The 18,935-nt window shown below is 67.5% G+C and carries 18 protein-coding genes; 1 reads left to right on the top strand and 17 read right to left on the bottom strand.

Annotation, left to right across the window (positions count from 1 at the left end; translation table 11 throughout):
* Positions 1 to 128: 128 nt before the first annotated feature.
* Positions 129 to 1,631 carry an Ig-like domain-containing protein gene (locus tag IB255_RS28205; RefSeq protein ID WP_192211171.1) on the bottom strand — a complete coding sequence of 501 codons (1,503 nt, stop codon included), beginning with the start codon at positions 1,629 to 1,631 and terminating at the stop codon, positions 129 to 131.
* 422 nt (positions 1,632 to 2,053) lie between these two features.
* On the opposite strand from IB255_RS28205, the gene IB255_RS28200 reads away from it, so the two are divergent.
* Positions 2,054 to 3,058 carry an Ldh family oxidoreductase gene (locus IB255_RS28200; protein WP_081517225.1) on the top strand — a complete coding sequence of 335 codons (1,005 nt, stop codon included), beginning with the start codon at positions 2,054 to 2,056 and terminating at the stop codon, positions 3,056 to 3,058.
* Between the two features lie 169 nt (positions 3,059 to 3,227).
* Here IB255_RS28200 and IB255_RS28195 read toward each other — a convergent pair whose 3' ends face one another.
* The 16 genes from IB255_RS28195 to IB255_RS28120 all read right to left on the bottom strand — a co-directional run bounded on the left by IB255_RS28195 (position 3,228) and on the right by IB255_RS28120 (position 18,822).
* Positions 3,228 to 4,805 carry an aldehyde dehydrogenase (NADP(+)) gene (locus IB255_RS28195; protein ID WP_192211170.1) on the bottom strand — a complete coding sequence of 526 codons (1,578 nt, stop codon included), beginning with the start codon at positions 4,803 to 4,805 and terminating at the stop codon, positions 3,228 to 3,230.
* Between the two features lie 227 nt (positions 4,806 to 5,032).
* The gene (locus IB255_RS28190) at positions 5,033 to 5,950 is read right to left on the bottom strand and encodes a dihydrodipicolinate synthase family protein (protein WP_192211169.1); all 918 of its coding nucleotides are present in this window, start codon (positions 5,948 to 5,950) and stop codon (positions 5,033 to 5,035) included.
* Positions 5,951 to 6,057: 107 nt separating this feature from the next.
* Positions 6,058 to 7,089 carry a trans-3-hydroxy-L-proline dehydratase gene (locus IB255_RS28185; RefSeq protein ID WP_192211168.1) on the bottom strand — a complete coding sequence of 344 codons (1,032 nt, stop codon included), beginning with the start codon at positions 7,087 to 7,089 and terminating at the stop codon, positions 6,058 to 6,060.
* Between the two features lie 37 nt (positions 7,090 to 7,126).
* Entirely contained in the window at positions 7,127 to 7,849 is a 723-nt protein-coding gene (locus IB255_RS28180; RefSeq protein ID WP_081517228.1) for an amino acid ABC transporter ATP-binding protein, read from the bottom strand.
* A complete protein-coding gene (locus tag IB255_RS28175) occupies positions 7,842 to 8,492 on the bottom strand; it encodes an amino acid ABC transporter permease (protein ID WP_081517229.1) in 651 nt (216 codons plus the stop codon). The genes IB255_RS28180 and IB255_RS28175 overlap by 8 nt, the downstream gene beginning before the upstream one ends.
* A gap of 11 nt (positions 8,493 to 8,503) precedes the next feature.
* A complete protein-coding gene (locus IB255_RS28170) occupies positions 8,504 to 9,169 on the bottom strand; it encodes an amino acid ABC transporter permease (protein WP_045216994.1) in 666 nt (221 codons plus the stop codon).
* Entirely contained in the window at positions 9,169 to 10,887 is a 1,719-nt protein-coding gene (locus IB255_RS28165; protein ID WP_192211167.1) for an aconitase X, read from the bottom strand. Before IB255_RS28165 ends, IB255_RS28170 begins: the two co-directional genes overlap by 1 nt.
* 70 nt (positions 10,888 to 10,957) lie before the next feature.
* On the bottom strand, positions 10,958 to 11,764 hold the full coding sequence (locus IB255_RS28160) for a transporter substrate-binding domain-containing protein (RefSeq protein ID WP_192211166.1): 807 nt from the start codon (positions 11,762 to 11,764) through the stop codon (positions 10,958 to 10,960).
* Between the two features lie 528 nt (positions 11,765 to 12,292).
* Positions 12,293 to 13,072, bottom strand: a complete 780-nt coding sequence (locus IB255_RS28155; RefSeq protein WP_192211165.1) for an AraC family transcriptional regulator — start codon at positions 13,070 to 13,072, stop codon at positions 12,293 to 12,295.
* A gap of 174 nt (positions 13,073 to 13,246) precedes the next feature.
* Positions 13,247 to 14,494 (bottom strand): FAD/NAD(P)-binding oxidoreductase, encoded by a 1,248-nt coding sequence (locus tag IB255_RS28150; protein ID WP_192211164.1) that lies wholly within the window; start codon positions 14,492 to 14,494, stop codon positions 13,247 to 13,249.
* Positions 14,491 to 14,727, bottom strand: coding sequence for a 2Fe-2S iron-sulfur cluster-binding protein (locus tag IB255_RS28145; protein ID WP_192211163.1), 237 nt, complete (start codon positions 14,725 to 14,727; stop codon positions 14,491 to 14,493). The genes IB255_RS28150 and IB255_RS28145 overlap by 4 nt, the downstream gene beginning before the upstream one ends.
* Positions 14,720 to 15,832, bottom strand: a complete 1,113-nt coding sequence (locus tag IB255_RS28140) for an NAD(P)/FAD-dependent oxidoreductase (protein WP_192211162.1) — start codon at positions 15,830 to 15,832, stop codon at positions 14,720 to 14,722. Before IB255_RS28140 ends, IB255_RS28145 begins: the two co-directional genes overlap by 8 nt.
* Positions 15,829 to 16,773: a 4-hydroxyproline epimerase gene (locus IB255_RS28135; RefSeq protein ID WP_081517236.1), complete on the bottom strand. Its 945-nt coding sequence runs from the start codon at positions 16,771 to 16,773 to the stop codon at positions 15,829 to 15,831. The genes IB255_RS28140 and IB255_RS28135 overlap by 4 nt, the downstream gene beginning before the upstream one ends.
* A 113-nt stretch (positions 16,774 to 16,886) precedes the next feature.
* Positions 16,887 to 17,561 carry a GntR family transcriptional regulator gene (locus IB255_RS28130; protein ID WP_081517237.1) on the bottom strand — a complete coding sequence of 225 codons (675 nt, stop codon included), beginning with the start codon at positions 17,559 to 17,561 and terminating at the stop codon, positions 16,887 to 16,889.
* A gap of 131 nt (positions 17,562 to 17,692) precedes the next feature.
* Positions 17,693 to 18,580 (bottom strand): (2E,6E)-farnesyl diphosphate synthase, encoded by an 888-nt coding sequence (gene ispA / locus IB255_RS28125; RefSeq protein WP_192211161.1) that lies wholly within the window; start codon positions 18,578 to 18,580, stop codon positions 17,693 to 17,695.
* The gene (locus IB255_RS28120; protein WP_081517239.1) at positions 18,577 to 18,822 is read right to left on the bottom strand and encodes an exodeoxyribonuclease VII small subunit; all 246 of its coding nucleotides are present in this window, start codon (positions 18,820 to 18,822) and stop codon (positions 18,577 to 18,579) included. Before IB255_RS28120 ends, ispA begins: the two co-directional genes overlap by 4 nt.
* Between the last annotated feature and the right edge of the window lie 113 nt (positions 18,823 to 18,935).

Here is an 18,935-nt window from a genome sequence, read left to right as displayed (position 1 = left end):
CGGGCCGAAGCGCTGGTGGCCGGGATTGCCGGTCTTCGTCCCGGGTGGGAAGCGGACGGGAAGCCGGCCGGGGAGTGGCAAAGCGTCGCAGCGGGCTGCCCGAAGGCGACCCGCTGCGCGGCCGTGGCTTAGATCACGGCGTGGTGGACGGACAACTCGTCGATCAGCATCGGGCGCACGTCCATCGCGCCATAGTGCGGGGTCGAGCCTGCCTGGTTGGGGCTGCCTGCGTCACCGGCAAAGGTCAGGTTCGCGTGCCCGGTCTCCAGAACGCTGCCCATCGAGGGCAAGGCCGCCTTGGCCTGATTCGCTCCGGCCTGGGGAGCCAGTGCGCTCAGGTTCAGCTCGAGGCCCTGCTGGCCCATCAGTTGGAGGCTGTGCTGGGCATCGAATCCGGCGTTCGCCTGCAGCGGCGAATGGTTGTCGACGGTCAGCCGGAAAGCCTCGCCTTCGATGCCGCCACGACCGACGTGGACGTCATAGGTGCCTTCCTGGAGGGCATAGGGAGCATTGAAGTGCCAGGTGCCGTCCGGCTGCACCAGGGCAATGCCCAGGCCGAGGATGGCGCCGGAGGCCTTGCCGTCTGCGCCGATCACGATGGCGCTGACGTTGAGCAGCTCACCGGGGGCGCCGGTACCGTGGAAGGTCGGGCGGGTGTCGTCGGTGGTGGCGCCGCTGGCCAGTTCGCCGGTGACCGGGCCGACGTGGTCGACGGCGCCAGTGATGCTGGCGTTGCCATGGGGCGGCTCCGGCAGCGGCTGCGGGTCAGGCTGCGGAACGGGTTCGGGTTGCGGCTGGGGCATGGCCGCGGAGCGGTCGATGACCAGGCGGAACGCATCGCCTTCGAGCAGGCCCTGGCCGGCGCGGAAGTCGTAGGTGCCTTCCTGGATGGCGTAAGGCGCGGTGAAGTGCCAGGTGCCGTCCTGTTGGACCAGTGCGGTGCCCAGGCCGAGGATCGGGCCGGAAGCCTTGCCGTCGGCGCCGATGGCGGTGGCGCTGAGGTGGATCAGATCCCCTGGCGTGCCAGTGCCGTGGAAGGTCGGGCGGGTGTCGTCGGTGGTGGCGCCGTTGGCGAGCTCGCCAGTCACCGGGCCGATGTGGTCGGTGGCTGAAGTGATGGTCGTGTCACCGTGGGACGGCTCCGGGTGGGGCTGCGGCTCGGGTTGTGGCTGCGGTTCCGGTTGTGGCTGGGGCGCAGGGAAGCCGGCGGAGCGGTCGATGACCAGGTGGAAGGCATTGCCATCCGTGGGGCCATACCCGGCATGGAAGTCGTAGGCACCCTGAGGGAGCTGCTGGTTGGCGCTGAGCTGCCAGGTGCCGTTCTGCTGCACGAGGGCGGTGCCGAGGTGGATCGAGATGTCCGACGCCTTGCCGTCGGCGCCGATGGCAACGGCCATGACGTTGATCAGTTCACCGGGGGTGCCGGTGCCGTGGAAGGTCAGACGGGAGATGCTGGTGGTGGCGCCGTTGGTCAGGTCGGCGGCGGCTGGGCCGTACAGGTCGAAGGCACCGGTGATGGTGGTGGCAACCGCTTGGGTCGCTGCGGAGCTGACATACAGGCTGTTGCCTGCCGACGAGCTTTCCCAGCGGGAGTAACTTTGCGAACGGGTGTTTACGGGAATGTTTTCCATGGATGTGCTCTGGATAGAAGGTTATTCGTGGAAAGGGAACTGGAACTGGCTTTGCGCCTTTCTTGTTTGAAGAAAGGGTAAGCGGGCTCAATGGTTCCCAAGTGGTCTTGTCGAGGCGGCAGGCGGGGGCTTTCGAGAAGTTTGAAGGGGGTTTTACTTCTGTCAGGAGTGCTGCGGCGTTGCGGGGATTCGTCAGTCAGGCATTCGTGCTGGCTGGCTGTAAATGTTCTGATCGAGCAGGCGAATATTCAGGGTGTACGGCGCGCGCTCGAACGATGGGCTCCGCCTGTCCTGGCTATGCCGATTTCGTCGTCCCGCCGAAGGATAGGGAGCAAGCGGCGTCGGCCCTGAAACGGCAAAGTAGCGGGTGGCGCTGGCGGTCTCCGCCATGCTTGTGTGGCTGTCCCCCCAAGGAGTGAGCTGTGACCCGACTGACCCTGGATGAACTGCGTGAGCTGTCGCTGGCGATCCTGCGCCACAACGGCTTCAGCGAACCCCACGTGCAGGCGGTGACCGCCACCGTGCTGGCGGGCGAGCGCGATGGCTGCACGTCTCACGGCGTATGGCGGCTGCTGGGCTGTATCCACACCGTGCGCGCCGGCAAGGTTGTGCCCGATGCCGTGCCGGAACTGTCCGAGCCCGCGCCGGCACTGGTGCGGGTGGACGCCAAGGGCGGCTTCTCGCAATGCGCCTTCGACCTCGGCCTGCCGAAACTGGTGGAGAAGGCGCGCAGCCAGGGCCTGGCGGCGCTGGCGATCAACCATTGCGTGCACTTCTCGGCGCTGTGGGTGGAGATCGAGCGGATCACCGCCCAGGGCCTGGTCGCGCTGGCGGTCACCCCGGCCCAGGCCTATGTGGCGCCAGCGGGCGGGACGCGGCCGCTGTTCGGCACCAACCCCATCGCCTTCGGCTGGCCGCGCGGGGACAAGGACCCGTATGTCTTCGACTTCGCCACCACGGTGGTGGCGCGCGGGGAAATCCAGCTGCACGAGCGCGAGGGCAAGGCCATTCCGCTGGGCTGGGGCATCGATGCGCAGGGCAACCCCAGCACTGATCCGAGCGCCGTGCTCGACGGCGCCATGCTGACCTTCGGCGGGCACAAGGGCTCGGCGCTGGCGACCATGGTCGAGCTGATCGCCGGCCCGCTGATCGGCGACCTGACCAGTGCGGAATCCACGGTGTTCGATGAGGGCACCAGGTCCTCGCCACACCACGGCGAGCTGCTGATCGCGCTGGACCCGGCGCGCTTCCTGGGCGCCGATGCTGCGCAGCACCTGGCGCGGGCGGAGAAGCTGTTCGAGTCGATTGTCGACATGGGGGCGCGGTTGCCCTCCCAGCGCCGCTTCGCGGCGCGCCAGCGCAGCCTCGCCGAGGGCGTGGAGATCAGCGATTCGCTGTATGCCGATTTGCGCAAGCTGCTGGAGTAACAACGCTCCTACAGGGCGTGGGTTAGCGAGGATGTGGGCGGATAACGCTGGCGCGTTATGCGCCCTGCGTAAATTCCAAGCATCCGTGCATAAAAAAGCCCCGGCGCAAGGCCGGGGCTGAGCATCGGCGCGGGACTGGCCGACAGTTCACTCCCGCGCCGACGAACTTTCAGCGAGTCACCGCACTGCGCGTCGTCTCGCCATCCACCAGTCGCGCGATACCCAGCGGGTTGTCGTCCTTCAGCGCATCGGGCAGCAGCGCATCGGGGTAGTTCTGGTAGCACACCGGGCGCAGGAAACGGTCGATGGCCAGGCTGCCGACCGAGGTGCCGCGCGCGTCCGAGGTGGCCGGGTAGGGGCCGCCGTGGACCATCGCGTCGCAGACTTCCACACCGGTCGGGTAGCCGTTGATCAGCAGGCGGCCAGCCTTGCGCTCCAGCACCGGCACCAGCACGGCGAAACGCGACAGGTCCTCGGATTCGGCGATCAGCGTGATGGTTAGCTGGCCGTGCAGGCCGTCCAGCGCGCGGAGCAGTTCGGCTTCATCGGCCACTTCGACGACGATGGTGGTCGGGCCGAAGACTTCCTCCTGCAGCAGCTCTTCGCCCGCCAGCAGCAGTTCGGCCCTGGCCTGGAACAGCTGCGGCTGGGCCTGCTTGCCTTCCTGCGGCTGGCCGGCGAGGTGGCGGATGGCGGGGTGGGTGAGCAGGCGGGCGATGCCCTTTTCGTAGCTCTTCAGGGTGCCGGCGTTGAGCATGGTCTGCGCCGGGCGCTGGCCGATCTCGGCGATCAGGTTGGCGACGAACAGGCTGAACGCCGGCGAGGCGATTCCGATGACCAGGCCGGGGTTGGTGCAGAACTGACCGCAGCCCATGACCACCGAGTCCGCCAGCTCACGGGCGATCTTCTCGCCGCGAGCTTCCAGGGCGGCGGGCAGCACCAGCACCGGGTTGATGCTGCTCATCTCGGCAAACACCGGGATCGGTTGCGGGCGCGCGGCGGCGAGATCACACAGCGCGCGGCCGCCCTTGAGCGAGCCGGTGAAGCCGACCGCCTGGATCGCCGGGTGCTTCACCAGCGGCTCGCCGACGCCGGCGCCGTAGATCATGTTGAACACGCCGGCCGGCATGCCAGTGGCTTCGGCCGCGCGGGTGATCGCCTCGCCGACGAGCTCGGCGGTGGCCATGTGGCCGCTGTGGGCCTTCACTACCACCGGGCAACCGGCGGCCAGCGCCGCGGCGGTATCTCCACCGGCGGTGGAGAAGGCCAGCGGGAAGTTGCTGGCGCCGAACACGGCCACCGGGCCGACGCCGGTGCGGTACTGGCGCAGATCCGGGCGTGGCAGTGGCTGGCGCTCGGGCAGCGCGCGGTCGATCCGCGCGCCGAGGAAATCGCCACGGCGCAGGACTTTGGCGAACAGGCGCATTTGATTAGCGGTGCGGCCACGTTCGCCCTGGATACGTGCGGCGGGCAACGCAGTCTCGCGACAGACGGTGGCGATGAAGTCGTCGCCGAGGCTTTCGAGTTCGCTGGCGATGGCGTCGAGGAACTGCGCGCGGCGTTCCGGCGACAGGGCGTTATAGGCCGGGAAGGCGGCTTCGGCGGCGCGGGCGGCGGCGTCGACTTCGGCCTCGGTGGCCTGGAGGAATTCGCGGGGCAGGGCTTCGCCGGTGCTGGCGTCGAGGCTCTGCAGGCGGACGGTGCCGGCACCGATGCGCTGGCCGGCGATGAAGTTGTGGGCGGTCATGGGCGGGCTCTCTGGTGGAAAGGCGCAGGCAAGGAACAGAAGCCCCTCACCCCAACCCTCTCCCGGAGGGAGAGGGGGCAGATCGTGCAGTCGGTGATACTGGAATCAGTCGGTCCGCACGGCACTCGGAGACCGTGAACGTGCCGGCGAGAACTGAAGTTCGAGCTGGCACGGACGGTCCCCTCTCCCTTTGGGAGAGGGTTAGGGTGAGGGCGGTCAATCGCCGCTCAGAGCCCCACATCCGGCAGCTTCGGCCGATTGGCCAGCGCCTTGGCCATGATCTTCTCCACGTGCTCGCGGTCGGCGCCCTGCAGCGCCAGGCGCGGCGGACGGGTAAGCGCGGTGCCGCGGCCGGCGATCTCTTCGCAGAGCTTGATGCACTGCACCAGGTCCGGGCGGGCGTCGAGGTGGAGGATCGGCATCAGCCATTCGTAGATCGGCATGGCCTCCTCATAGCGACCGGCCTTGCACAGGCGGAAGATGGTTTCGCCTTCCTGCGGGAAGACGTTGGACATGCCGGAAATCCAGCCTTCGGCGCCCACCGCGATGCTCTCCAGGACCACGTCGTCGAGGCCGGCGAAGAGGATGAAGCGGTTGCCCACTTCATTACGCACGTCGATGAAGCGGCGGGTGTCGCCGGAACTGTCCTTGAAGCAGACGATGTTCTCGCAGTCGGCCAGGGAGATGAGGATGTCCGGGGTGACGTCGTTTTTATAGATCGGCGGGTTGTTGTAGACCATCACCGGCAGGTCGGTGCTGGTGGCCACGCTGCGGAAGTGCGCGGCGGTCTCGTGGGGCTTGGAGGAGTAGACCAGGGCGGGCATCACCATGATGCCGTCGACGCCGACCTTCTGCACCGCCTTGGCCACCTGGGAGGCGCCGTGGCTGGTGAACTCGGCGATGCCACAGATCACCGGCACGCGGCCGCCGGAAGCGTCCTTGGCGACTTCGGTGACGGCCATCTTTTCCTCGATGGACAGCGAGGTGTTTTCGCCCACGCTGCCGCACACCACCAGGCCCGACACGCCGTCGCGCACCAGGTTGGAGATCACCTTGTGGGTGGCTTCCAGGTTGACCGAGAAATCGTCGTTGAACTGAGTGGTCACCGCGGGGAACACGCCACTCCAATTGACCTTCTTGCTCATGTTTGTCTCCAATTGTCGTATTTCGTATACGAAATGTCTGAAGGAAATCCCGCAGCATTTCGTCGTCGGGTGCCGCTACGCGGCTAATCAGGGTTGAAAAGGGGAAATCAGTAGCCGTTCGGCCAGGTGTCCGAGAGCCGGTAGCCTTCGGGCCACGGATCGGACGGGTCGAGCAGGTGCTGGTGGGTGCCGGTGATCCAGGCACGACCGGAGATGCACGGGTGGATCGCCGGTTTGCCGCCGACGCTGGTGAGGCCGTCGATGCGGCAGTGGAACTTGGAATCGATGATCGAGTGGCCGACGAAGCGTTCGCCGTCCTTCATCTGGCCCTTGGCATGCAGCACCGCCATGCGCGCCGAGCAGCCGGTGCCACAGGGCGAGCGGTCGATCTTGCCGGGGCGGATGACCACCGCGTTGCGGCCGTGCAGTACGCCGTCGACGCGCTCCACCGGAGCGGTCAGCTGGCAGAAGGAGATGTGCGCCCAGTCGTGGTTTTCCGGGTGCTTGAAGCCCAGTTGCTGGTTCGCCGCCTGGGTGATCTTCAGGCCGGTGGCGACCAGGTCGGCGGCCTCCGAGGCGTGCAGGGTGAAGCCCAGGGCGTGGGCATCGGCGAGCACAAAGCTGTCGCCGCCGTAGGCGGTATCCACCTGCAGCGAGCCGAGACCCTCTACCTCGATCCAGGCATCGAGCTTGTCGGCGAAGGAGGGCAGGTTGCGCACTTCCACGCGCTGCACCTTGCCGTCCTTGCAGTCGGCCACCGCCTCGATCAGCCCGCCGGGAGCTTCCAGGGTCAGGCGCGTTTGCGGCTCCTGCATCGGCAGGATGCCGCTGTCGAGCAGCACGGTGCTGACGCACAGCGAGTTGGAGCCGGACATGGGCGGCACGTCGGCCGGCTCCATGATGATCCAGGCCATCTGCGCGCGCGGGTCCTTGGGCGGGACCAGCAGGTTCACGTGGCGGAACACGCCGCCGCGCGGTTCATTGAGGACGAAGTTGCGCAGCACGTTGTCGCTGGCGATGAAGCGCGACTGCGCCCACACGGTGTCGCCCGGCGGCGGGGCGACGCCGCCGACGATGACGTCGCCGACCTCGCCCTCGGCATGGCAACTGACCACATGGATGATCTTGCTCGAACGCATGTCTGTCTCCTGTGCGAATGGGCCAATGAACGCGCGGTCAGTTCACCGAGCGGAGGAACTCCGCCGTCTCCGCCCGCTGCGGGTTGACGATCACCTGGTCCGGCGTGCCGATCTCGTGCACCAGTCCTTCGCGGAAGAACGCCACGCGGTCAGACACGTCGCGGGCGAAGCGGATTTCATGGGTCACCAGGACCATGGTCATGCCCTCTTCGGCGAGCAGGCGCATGGTGTCGAGCACCTCGCCCACCAGCTGCGGGTCGAGCGCCGAGGTGGCTTCGTCGAACAGCATGTAGTCCGGTGACATGGCCAGCGCGCGGGCGATCGCCATGCGCTGCTGCTGCCCGCCGGAAAGCTTCTGCGGGAACACCTTGAGCTTGTCGCCCAGGCCCACGTGCTTGAGCTGCTTCACCGCCATCGCCTCGGCTTCGTCCTTGGACAGCCCCAGCACCTTGCGTGGAGCGAGCATGACGTTCTCCAGCACGGTGAGGTGCGGGAAGGCGTTCCACTGCTGGAAGACGATGCCGATCTTCTGCCGCAGCTTGTTCAGGTCGGTGGTCTTGGCGTGGACCTCGATGCCGTCGACGCGGATCTTGCCGCGCTGGATCGGCTCCAGGCCGTTGATGCACATCAGCAGGGTGGACTTGCCCGAACCCGAGCCGCCGATGATCGAGACCACCTCGCCTTTCTTCACGGTCAGGCTCACGCCCTTGACCACTTCCAGATCGCCGTAGGCTTTGTGCACGTTGTCGATTTCAATCATTTTCCTGCCACCTTTTTTCCAGCCGGGCACCGAGGCGCGCCACGACCCAACTCATGAGGTAATAGATGACCCCGGCGACGCACAGCACCAGCAGGGGTTCCTGGATGCGCGTCACGATGGTCTGCGAGGCGCGGAGCAGTTCGACGATGCCGATCCACATGACCAGCGCGGTGTCCTTCATCACCCCCAGCACCAGGTTCAGCCAGCCGGGGAAGGCCACCCGCGCGGCCAGCGGCAGCACGATGTAGCGCAGGTCCTGCCAGTAGGTCAGACCCAGCGAGCGGCTCGCCCGGCGGATGTTCGGACCGACGGCGAGGATGCCGCTGCGGATGATTTCGGTGCAGAACGCCGCCGCGTAGATGCCCAGTACCAGGCAGCCGACGGTGAAGGCGCTCCAGTTCAGGCCGACGATGCTTTTCAGCGAGTTGAACAGCACGAACTGGATCAGCAGCGGCACGCTGCGGAAGATGTCGAGGAACCAGCCGACCGGCATCGTGGCGCGCGGCAGGGCGGCGCGCAGCCAGCCCAGCACGACGCCGGCGAGGGTGCCGATGAGCATGGCGCCGACGGTCAGCTTGACGGTGACCCAGGCCCCTTGCAGCAGGAACATCAGGTCGTTGACGGTGAAGCTCGTGGAAAACATGCGCGCTTCTCCTAGTAGCGGAACAGCCGCCAGCTCAACAGGCGGGCGACCGCCACGATGACCTTGGCGATGATGTAATAGAGCACCGCGGCCAGGGCGAAGTACTCGAAGGTGCGGAAGGTGCGCACGTTGAAGTCCTGGGTCACGCCGGTGAGGTCGTTGTTCAGGCCTACCACCACGCCCAGCGAAGTCATCAGCACCGCCCAGACCATCTGGTTCGTCAGCGGGTAATAGACGATGCGCAGCAGCTGCGGAACGATGATCATCCGGTACGCCTGGAAGGCGCTCATGCCCAGCGAGCGCGCGGCGCGCATCTGGGTGTCCGGCACGGCCTTGAGGCCGCCGCGGAAGTTCTCCGCGAGGTAGCCGGCGTTGTTGAAGGTGATCCCCGCCAGCAGCGCCACCCAGGAGCTGACGTGCAGGCCGAAGGAACCCAGGCCGAAGTAGAGGATGTAAATCTGGAACAGCGACGGGGTGTTGCGCGCGATGGACACCCAGGTATCGGCGAAGCCCTTGAGCAGCGGGTTCTTCATCTGCCGCATGACGGTCAGCAGCAGTGCGATGAGCACGCCCAGGATCATCGACAGCGCGGCCGTCTCCAGGGTCACCCAGGCGCCGCCGAGCATGTCCGGCAGGGCCTTGAAGGCGGAACGCCAGTGGAAGCTGTAGTTGAACATCAGCGTACCCCCTCGCTCAGCCAGCTGGGCACGCCGCCATCGGCGCGAGCGCTGCAGGCCGCCTCGACGCACGCGGCAAGGCTGCCGAAATGCACCTGGCGCCCGGCCAGGCCCGGACCGTAGTGGGCGTACTTCGCCGAGTTGGTCATCAGCGTGGTGCAGGCCGGCGGGATCACCGGTTCGCCGATCATGCACCAGCAGGTGTCGTTGAGCAGCTGCGCGCCGAAGTCTTCCAGCACCTTCACGTCTCCGGCGGCGCGGGCCTTCTCCTGCACGGCGCGGCCCAGCGCGATGACCAGCGCGACGCCCGGATGCTTGCGGCGCCCGGCGACGAGCTTCGCCAGGTCCGCGCATTCGCTGGCGGAGAAGTGCGGGTTGCCCAGCGAGACCAGTTGCACGGTCGGCTCGCTGGCGTGGTCCAGTTCGCGCCAGGAGGCGATCAGGTCCGCCGGGGTGACTCGCAGGTGTTGCAGCGGCGCCTTGTTACCCAGGGCGGTGGTGGCGTCCGGCGCTTCCGGAGTGACGCCGGCAATGTGGAACATCGGTGCGGCGGAAGTGGTGGCGAAGGCCGCGCCGAAGGCTTTCAGCGCATCGCTGTCCGGCGCCAACGGCTGCAGGCCGTCGACCACCGGGATGCGCGAGCCGCACAGCTCGCCGATGTGGTAGCCGAGCAGCGGGAAGATCGACTCGTCGTGTGCGGCCGGCAGCTCGACATCGATCCGCAGCGTGGCCAGCCGGCCCTCGTCGCGGTGGCTGCCAACATTCGGCGCGCGGCCGGTGAGGGCGATGCAGATGTCGAGGTAATCCGGGTATTTCAGGGTCCGCGCGCCGAGCACGCTGTTGGCGTACACCACGGCGTTGGACTCGGCCCAGACCACCTGGTCGCCGAGGCTCGGCTTGCTGTCCAGCAGGTAGGGCGCGCAGGTGTAGCTCATCTGCGCGCCCATCTCCATGTAGGCATCGCCCAGCGCGGCGGCGGGTTCGCCGAAGGCCTTGTCGACGCCCAGCTCGCGCCAGCGGCGATGGTCCACGGAGATGGAGTTGAGGGTGGTCGGCACCTTCACCTGGCCGCCCCAGTCCGCCAGCTGGCGGGCGAAGCGCAGGCTCGCGGGGCCGGTATAGATGCAGCCGTCGATGTGCGCCTGGGCGACATCGAGCAGGTCTTTCGCGCCTTGCAGCGCGGCCATGCGCAGGACGATCTGCATGGCGGCCTGGGCGGCTTTGCCGTGCTTGCCGTCGAGCAGCTCGTGGTCGCCGGCATTCAACGCCAGGCCTTCCGGCAGCGGGCCGGCATCGCTGGCCATCACGCCCTGCCAACCATCGGCAGGGCGCTCGGCGCTGAGTGTTACCTGACCGTCTTCGATACGGGCCCAGCCGCCTGCGGACAACTGCTCGAAACCCTCGCGACCCAGGCACAGCACCGGGATGGAGCGGCCGAACAACGCCTGCGCCACCAGCACGCCGAGGGTGAGGATTTCGTCCGGCTCGGCCAGCAGCAGGGCTGCGGGCGCGTGGCCGTTGAGCAGTATTTCCAGCATCACACTGCTGCCGGTGCAGGAGCCGCGTCCGCTGGGAATCGCCAGCACCCGACCGGGCAGGAAGCTGCCCGACAGCGGATGGTGGCGGTCGATGACCTCGCCCGTGAAAGGCTCGACGCCTCCCCAGAAGCTCAGCCCGGTGTCGGCGGACAGTAGCGCCCCTTCGGCGCTACCCCCCATCAGGACCCGCCCTGTCAGGCGTGAGTCCCGCACCCTTGAAGCCTGCATCGAAGACATGTCGCACCCGCTGTCAGTAGTACACGTGGGGAACGGTGAGATCGACCGGGGCGCCGCCCACCCATTTCTCGTACAGCTCGGCGTAGCGGCCGGTGCGGACCTGCTGGTTGACGAAGAGGTTGAGGTAATGGATCAGGCCGTACTCGTTGCGCGCGGCGGCCAGCGACACGTAGTCGATCACGTAGGGTGCGTTACCCACGACCTTCAGGCCCTTGTACTTGCCGGACTTGAGGGTGGAGGCGGCGACGGTGTTGGTCACCACGGTGGCGTCGATGTGGCCCTGGGCGACAGCGAGGATGGTGTCGTTCTGGCTCTGGTAGGCGCGGAAGCTGCCCTTGCCGCCCCACTTCTTCACGTCCTTCTCCAGGGCGATGGCTTCATAGGTGCCGCTGGTGTTGCCCACCGGACGATCCTTGATGTCTTCGTACTTGGTGATGCCGGTGTCCTCGCGGGTCAGCACCACCATCTGGAAGGCGAAGTAGGGGATAGTCATGGCGACTGTCTTGGCGCGCTCCAGGGTGTCGGAGGTGGAGGCGACGATCACGTCGGCACGGCCGGAAACCAGCGCCGGGATACGATCGGGGAAGGGCGTCTCGACGACTTCGGCGGTGACGCCTAGCACTTTCGCCAGGTCGTTGCAGTAGTCCACGTCGAAGCCGACCGGGTTGTTCTGTGCATCGCGCGAGCCCATGGGCGGGAAGTCCAGGGTCACGGCGCAGCGCAGCTTGCCGGATTCGATGATGTCGTCGAGCTTGTCGGCCTGGGCCTGACCGACGAGGAACACAGCGGTGAGGGCTAGAGCAATTCGGGAGAATTTCATTGGGGCCTCTCTGAGTCAGTGTTGTGCAGCAGTTTTTGTATTATGGATTTCGTATACGATATTTTTTAGAGCAAGGCATGTGCCAGAAACCACTCGGGTGTGACCCATGGGTCGCAAGGCCCGATGTTTGGGGGATTGGTTGCTGGGAGCCTTCCGAATTAACTGTAGGCGGGTTCTGTGCGCTGTTACCAAATGAAGCAGGAGTGCGTTTCGCTGCCCCTTATGGGAGCACTCCGCCGAGCAGCACTTCCCTTGTAGGAGCGGGCCATGCCCGCGATCGCGCGCATGGCGCGCTCCTACAGAGAGCATCGGTGCTGAGGCTGATCGCGAACCGCCATGCCCCGTAGGAGCGGATTCATCCGCGATGCTCTTGCGCGGCGGGCAGCGATCGCGGACGGAGTCCGCTCCTACGCCAGGTTCGATATCCGCAGCCCCGTAGGGCGCATAAAGCGGCACGCTTTATCCGCCATCTCGCGGTTGGGCTGACGGCGGATAACGCCGTAGGCGTTATGCGCCCTACGGGGCTTGTCAGTTGGAAGTGATCTGCGACTCGCGGTACTGCGTCGGCGACAGCCCGGTCAGCGCGCGGAACTGCCGGCTGAACGCACTGTGGTCGGTGTAGCCGCAGCGCAGGGCGATCTCGGTGATCGGCAGGTCTTCACCCAGCAGCCGGGTGGCTGCGCCCAGGCGCGCCTTGTGGATCATCTGCCGCGGGGTGAGCTGGAAGATGCGCTTGCAGTGGCGCTCCAGCTGGGCGACGGACAGCCCGGCCAACTCGGTCAGTTCACCGAGGTTGATCGGCTTGTCGAAATGCTCGCGTATATAGGCGTCCACCGCTGCCAGGCGCTGGTACGCCGGGTGTGTGGATTGCGCTGCCTGCAGGTCGTTGGAGATTCCCGCCATGCCGATCACCGCGCCACTGGCATCGCGCAGCGCCAGCTTGTGGGTCAGGCACCAGCCGGGCTGGCGGCCGGGGTAGAGGTGCAGTTCCAGCTGGTCGCTGAGCTGGCCGCCGGTTTCCAGCACGCGGCGGTCCTGCTCGGTGTAGACCGGGCCGAAGCGCGAGGGGAAGACGTCCTCGGCGGTGCGGCCGAGCAATTCGCTGGCATCTTTCACGCCGCAGCGCCGCGCCAGGGTCTGGTTGACCAGCACGTAGCGCGCCGCGGTGTCCTTGATGAAGAACACCACGCCGGGCATGGCATCGAGCAGCGGGGCTATCTGCCGGAAAGTCTGCAGCAGGCTGTCCAGGTCGCGGGCGCCCTGGGGGATCAGGTCGTGCATCGGGAAGCGGGTCGGCTGTCGGAACATGGAGAATACGGGGCGAAGGGCCTTCGTGGTAGGGCGAATAACGCCTCGGGCGTTATCCGCTGTAATCAATTTGCGGTGGCAGAGGCGGCGGATAAAGCGTTCCGCTTTATGCGCCCTACGGAGTGCGCCGCGTAGGGCGAATAACGCCTCAGGCGTTATCCGCCGTCTGCTCTTTCAGTCTTCGGCAAGCTGCAACAGGGTCTCGACCCGTGCCGGGCTGAACGGCGGGCGCGGCGCCGGTGGTTGCCAGCCGAACAGCTGCTTCGCCGCCGCGCCGCACACGCGACCCTGGCAGGCGCCCATGCCGCAGCGGCTGGCGAGCTTGGCGGCGGTCCAGTCCGCTTTGCCGGCCAGCGCCGAGTAGGGCACGTCTTCGCAGCGGCAGATCAGGGTGTCCGGTTGGGCCAGCTGGTTCAGGCGCGGATCGAGGGCGAAGTCGCGCTTCAGTGCATCGGCGAAGCCCTGCCAGCGCTGGCGCTGCGACCAGAACTCGCGGGCGCGGTCGTGCTCACCCACTGCGGCGTGGCCGGCGATACGGCCTTCCACCAGGGCTTTTTCCGAGCCGCCGAAGCCGGTGCATTCGCCCGCCGCGTAGATGCCATCGCGGCTGCTCGCCTGCCAGGCATCCACGCGGATTGCGCCGTCGTCCACCGTGCAGCCCAGCGCCTGGCCGAGCTGCACGTTGGGGATCAGGCCGAAGCCGCAGGCCAGGCGGTCGCAGGCAATTTCCTTCAGCTTGCCGCCTTGGCTGATTCGTACACCTTCCAGGTGATCGTTACCCAGGGCGGCGACCACATGGCTGTCGGCGCGGTAGGCCGGGTCGTACAGGCCGAAGGACTGCAGCAGCTTGTTCGGCCAGCGCGGCAGCTTCATGGCAAAACGTGCGAGCGCCGGCCAGGACGCCTGCTCGGCGATGCGCAGGATTTTCGCGCCATTGGCGCGGGCCGTGGCGGCGCTGGCGAGCAGCAACGGGCCGCTGCCGGCGATCACCACGCGTTGCCCATCCACCGGCAGCCCGCCTTTGACCAGCGCTTGCAGGCCGCCCGCGCCGGTAACGCCGGGCAGCGTCCAGCCGGGGAAGGGCAGCAGCAATTCGCGGGCACCGGTGCAGAGGATCAGCTTGCGGTAGTCCAGTCGCCAGCCGCGCTCGAAGTCTTCCAGCAACAGGCCGCGCTCGCCGGCCAGCGCAACCACGCGCGTGCCGTTGTGAATCCTGATATTGGCGCAGGCAGCCACTTGCTCGCGTAGCTCGGTGGCGGCACGCGGCAGGTGTGCATTGGGCCCGTCGCGCCAGATCTGCCCACCGGGCAGCGGGTTGTCGTCGAGGATGACGATGCTCGCGCCGCTGGGCGCGGCAGCGAGGGCGGCGGACAGCCCGGCCGGGCCGGCGCCGATGATGACGATATCGGCCGCAGCGTTCATGGGCGGCTCTCCACCTGCATGCCGTCGCGGCACAGGGTCTGGCAGGCCAGGCGGCGCTGACCGTCGATATTCACCCGGCATTCCTGGCAGACACCCATGCCGCACAGTGGCGCGCGACGCTGGCCGCTGACCGAGGTGCGCGTGGTGCCGTCACCGCCCAGGGCGAGCGCGGCGGCGACCGTGGTGCCGGCGGCGACCCGCAGCGGGCGGCCGTCGAGGATCAGCTCAGGCATGGGTGTTGGCTCCAAGAAAGCGGTGCGGGGAATAGGGCTCGGCCGGCAGCGGCAGGGGCTCATCGCACAGCTGCGCGGCGAGCAGGTCAGCGGTGCCGGGGGCGGTGGTCACACCCAGGCCTTCGTGGCCGACCGCCAGCCACAGGCCGGGGCGCTGCGGGTGTTCTCCCACCAGCGGCATGCCGTCGGGGCTGGCGGCGCGGAAACCAGCCCAGCTGCGGATCACGTTGAGGTTGGCCAGGCCGGGCATGTAGTCCACGGCGCGGCGCAGCATCTTCGCCAGCATCCAGCCTTCCACCTGCGGGTCGGTGGTGCCGAACTGCCGCGAGGCGCCGATGAACAGCTGGCCGGTGGGGCGCGGCTGGATGTTGCAGGCCACCGACGGGCCGCTGGCGTTGTGCGCGCTGGTCACGTAGCCCAGCTCGACCAGGGTGCGGCGCACCTTGCCGGGGTAGCGGTCGGTGATCAGCAGGTGGCCCTTCTTCGGCTCGATGGGCAGACCGGGGCACAGCTCGCCGGCCTGGATGCCGTTGGCCAGCACCACGGCCCTGGCGCTCAGCCATTGGCCGCTGTCGAGGCGCACGCGGGGTTCGTCGATCTCCACCACTTTCGCCTGGCGCTGGCGGATCGGTTTCAGAGCCGATTCCAGCAGCCAGGCGGCGGCGCGCGGCGCGTAGAGAATGCCGTCGCCGGTGATCTCCAGCCCGCCGTGCAGGTCGCTGCGCAGCTCGGGTTCTTCCTGCTGCAGCTCGGCGTTGTTCAGTAGTCTGGCGGCGACGCCGTGCTCGCGCAGGACGGCGAACTTGCGTTCCGCTTCGGCCATCTCTTCATCATTGGCGGCCAGCCACATCGTGCCGTTGCTGCGGTAGGCGCACTCGGCGGGCATGTCGTGGCCCCACTCGCGCCAGCGCTGCAGCGAGTAGTTGCTCAGCGCCAGTTCGGCGGCGTTGTCGTCGAGCACTAGCAGGTGCCCCATGCCGACGGCGGTGGCGCCGGGCAGGCGCGCATCCAGCACCAATACGTCCAGGCCGCGGCGGGCGAGGGCGTGGGCGCAGGCGGCACCGACTATGCCGGCGCCGATGACGATGATATCGGCATCGCTCACGGGCGGATGCCCCAGGCGAAGGGATCGTCCCCTTCCAGCAGCAGGGTGGCCTCGGCGCTGAGGTTGGCGCGCCCACGGATGGTCGGGATGATGCGGCCCTCGGAGGGTTCTCCAATCCACTCGAAGCGCCCTTCGAACTGGCTGCCGATCACGCTGGCCTGGCGCCAGGCGTCGCCGGCAGCGAGTTTGCCGTCGGCGGCCAGGCAGGCCAGCTTGGCGCTGGTGCCGGTGCCGCAGGGCGAGCGGTCGTAGGCCTTGCCGGGGCAGAGCACGTAGTTGCGGCTGTCCGCTTTCGGGTCGTCGGCGAACAGTTCGATGTGGTCGATCAGCCCGCCGTCTTCGCCACGGATGCCCTGGTCTTCCAGCGCCTTCTGCACGGCGACGGTGTAGGCGGTCAGCTCATCGAGGTTGTCGCCGGCGACGCGCAGGCCGTGATCGGAGATCAGGAAGAACCAGTTGCCGCCCCAGGCGATGTCGCCGTGCACCAGCCCATGACCGGGTACTTCCACCGGAACCTGTTTGCGGTAGCGGTAGGAGGGGACGTTGCGCACGCTCACCGAGCGGTCATCGTGCAGGGTCGCTTCGACGGTGCCCACCGGCGTCTCGATCCTGTGCGTGCCGGGGCCGATGCGACCCAGGTGCGCCAGCGAGACCACCAGGCCGATGGTGCCGTGGCCGCACATGCCCAGGTAGCCGGTGTTGTTGAAGAAGATCACCCCGGCGCAGGCGCTCGGGTCCACCGGCTCGCAGAGCAGCGCGCCGACCAGCACGTCACTGCCGCGCGGCTCCAGCACGGTCGCGGCGCGCCAGCTGTCGTGCTGCTCGGCCAGCAGCGCGCGGCGCTCGGCCATGCTGCCCTTGCCCAGATCGGGGAAGCCGTCGAGCACCAGGCGAGTGGGTTCGCCGCCGGTGTGGGAATCGAGAACCTGGATGCGTTTCATGCTGCCCCCTGGGGTGGTCTTGTGATTGACCCTAGGGTGGCGCGGCGCGGGGATTGCAGCTTGAGGGTTTTCCGCCGGGCCGATGATGAAATCGGCACAGCGGGCAGTTTTGTCTAACTCGGCGTCGGCCGGTTCGGCAGGTGCTCGTAGAGCGTGCGGCAGACGCCGTTGATGTGCTCTTCCAGCAGGCGTGCGGCGCGGTCGGCGTCGCCGGCGCGGCAGGCGTCGAGGATGTCGTGGTGCTCGTGGTCGGCGCGTTCCTTGCCGTCGGACATGCTCATCTGCAGGCGCAGGTAGCGTTCCACCTTGTCGTGGATCGAGCGGATCAGGCCGACCAGGTACGGCCGCTGCGCCGGTTCGTAGAGGCAGGCATGCAGTTCCCAGTTCAGTTCGGCCCAGCGGCCGATGTCATCCTCGCCGACGAACTCGGCACAGATGCTCTCGGCGCGGGCGAAGGTCTGCGCGCTCATGTTGGGGATCGCCAGGCGCAGCGCCTGGACTTCCAGCACCACGCGCACCTCGAACATCTGTGCCAGTTCCGGCTCGGAAATCTTCGTCACCAGCGCGCCCTTGTTGCGCTGGAACTCCACCAGGCCTTCGGCTTCCAGGCGCTTGAGCGCCTCGCGCACGGGGATCTTGCTGACGTTGAAGATCTGCGCGATGTCGTCCTGGCGGATCGGCTCGTGTTCCGCCATCTGGCCGGAAATGATCGCTTCGCGCAGGTGCTTGGCGATGGTCTCCGAGGCGGAGGGGACGATACCCAGGTTGGGAGCGTTGCGTAGCGGCACGATGCAGTCCGGTCAGGTGGCTGTTGTCGGATATGGTATACGAAATCCCTGTCATGCAGTGAAGTACCGGCAAGCGGTCATCGCAATGGGTGACTCACGGGATTTGCACACGCAATGCGCGTGCCGGGGAATCAGTGGCGGCGTTCGACGATGTAGCGAGCGAGGGCACGCAGCGGTTCGGCGTTGTCGCCGAAACCTTCCAGCGCGGCCAGCGCCTGATCGCGCAGGGCCAGGGCGTAGGCCTTGGCGGCGTCGAGGCCGAGCAGGGCGGGGTAGGTCGGCTTGTCGTGGGCCTGATCCTTGCCCTGGGTTTTGCCGAGGGTGGCGGTATCGCTTTCCACGTCGAGGATGTCGTCCTGCACCTGGAACGCCAGGCCCACGGCCTCGGCATAGCGGCGCAGGGCATCCAGCGCCTCGGCCGTGGCGCGGCCGCTGGCGAGGGCGCCAAGCTGCACGCTGGCTTCGATCAGCGCGCCGGTCTTGTGCCGGTGCATGGTCTCCAGCGCCGCCTGGTCGATCTTGCGGCCGACGGATTCCAGGTCGATGGCCTGGCCGCCCACCATGCCGGCGGAACCGGCGGCTCGGGTCAGGGCCAGCAGCATGTCCAGGCGAGTCTGGGCATCCTGCGGATTGAGTTGTGCGTTACCGATCACCTCGAACGCCAGCGCCTGCAGGCCGTCGCCGGCGAGGATCGCGCAGGCTTCGTCGAAGGCGATGTGGGTGGTCGGCTGGCCGCGGCGCAGGTCGTCGTCGTCCATGGCCGGGAGGTCGTCATGCACCAGGGAATAGGCGTGGATCAGTTCCACTGCGCAGGCCGCGCCATCGGCGCGTTCGGCTTCGCCACCCAGGGCTTCGCAGGCCGCGTAGGCCAGCAGCGGACGCACGCGCTTGCCGCCGTTGACCACGCTGTAGCGCATGGCGGCGTAGATGCGGTCGAGTTCTTCACGAGGGGCGACGAAGAGTTTTTCCAGCGCAGCATCGACACGCGCCGTGCAGCGCGCCTGGTACGCAGCGATCATGCGTCGTCGCCTTCCGGATCGAAGGGCGCTTCGCTCAGCTCGCCGTCGCGTTCCAGCAGGATCTGCACCTTCTGCTCCGCCTGGGTCAGCGCTGCCTGGCAGTCGCGGGTCAGGCGGATGCCCTGCTCGAAGGCACCCAGCGAGTCCTCCAGCGACAACTCGCCGCTTTCCAGGCGCTCCACCAGCGTTTGCAGCTCGGCGAGGGACTGTTCGAAGTCGAGGGAAGCTTTCTTGCGGGCCATGCGGACATCTCGGCGGGGGTATTCGGAAACCCCGCGACACTAGCAGAGACGGGGGTTGTGGGCAAATCTTCGGTCAGGCTGCGGGCGCCTGGACAAGCACCGGCCGCCGCAAT

It is taken from the genome of Pseudomonas sp. PDM22 (genome assembly GCF_014851965.1).
In the GTDB taxonomy this organism is placed as follows: Bacteria; Pseudomonadota; Gammaproteobacteria; order Pseudomonadales; family Pseudomonadaceae; genus Pseudomonas.
This window is presented reverse-complemented; position numbering and strand designations above follow the sequence as displayed.

Excerpts from the sequence above, each read along its gene's own strand:
- IB255_RS28205 (WP_192211171.1), bottom strand. The coding sequence starts at position 1,631 with ATGGAAAACATTCCCGTAAACACCCGTTCGCAAAGTTACTCCCGCTGG.
- IB255_RS28195 (WP_192211170.1), bottom strand. The coding sequence starts at position 4,805 with ATGACCGCCCACAACTTCATCGCCGGCCAGCGCATCGGTGCCGGCACC.
- IB255_RS28190 (WP_192211169.1), bottom strand. The coding sequence starts at position 5,950 with ATGAGCAAGAAGGTCAATTGGAGTGGCGTGTTCCCCGCGGTGACCACT.
- IB255_RS28185 (WP_192211168.1), bottom strand. The coding sequence starts at position 7,089 with ATGCGTTCGAGCAAGATCATCCATGTGGTCAGTTGCCATGCCGAGGGC.
- IB255_RS28180 (WP_081517228.1), bottom strand. The coding sequence starts at position 7,849 with ATGATTGAAATCGACAACGTGCACAAAGCCTACGGCGATCTGGAAGTG.
- IB255_RS28175 (WP_081517229.1), bottom strand. The coding sequence starts at position 8,492 with ATGTTTTCCACGAGCTTCACCGTCAACGACCTGATGTTCCTGCTGCAA.
- IB255_RS28170 (WP_045216994.1), bottom strand. The coding sequence starts at position 9,169 with ATGTTCAACTACAGCTTCCACTGGCGTTCCGCCTTCAAGGCCCTGCCG.
- IB255_RS28165 (WP_192211167.1), bottom strand. The coding sequence starts at position 10,887 with ATGGGGGGTAGCGCCGAAGGGGCGCTACTGTCCGCCGACACCGGGCTG.
- IB255_RS28160 (WP_192211166.1), bottom strand. The coding sequence starts at position 11,764 with ATGAAATTCTCCCGAATTGCTCTAGCCCTCACCGCTGTGTTCCTCGTC.
- IB255_RS28155 (WP_192211165.1), bottom strand. The coding sequence starts at position 13,072 with ATGTTCCGACAGCCGACCCGCTTCCCGATGCACGACCTGATCCCCCAG.
- IB255_RS28150 (WP_192211164.1), bottom strand. The coding sequence starts at position 14,494 with ATGAACGCTGCGGCCGATATCGTCATCATCGGCGCCGGCCCGGCCGGG.
- IB255_RS28145 (WP_192211163.1), bottom strand. The coding sequence starts at position 14,727 with ATGCCTGAGCTGATCCTCGACGGCCGCCCGCTGCGGGTCGCCGCCGGC.
- IB255_RS28135 (WP_081517236.1), bottom strand. The coding sequence starts at position 16,773 with ATGAAACGCATCCAGGTTCTCGATTCCCACACCGGCGGCGAACCCACT.
- ispA (WP_192211161.1), bottom strand. The coding sequence starts at position 18,580 with ATGATCGCTGCGTACCAGGCGCGCTGCACGGCGCGTGTCGATGCTGCG.
- IB255_RS28120 (WP_081517239.1), bottom strand. The coding sequence starts at position 18,822 with ATGGCCCGCAAGAAAGCTTCCCTCGACTTCGAACAGTCCCTCGCCGAG.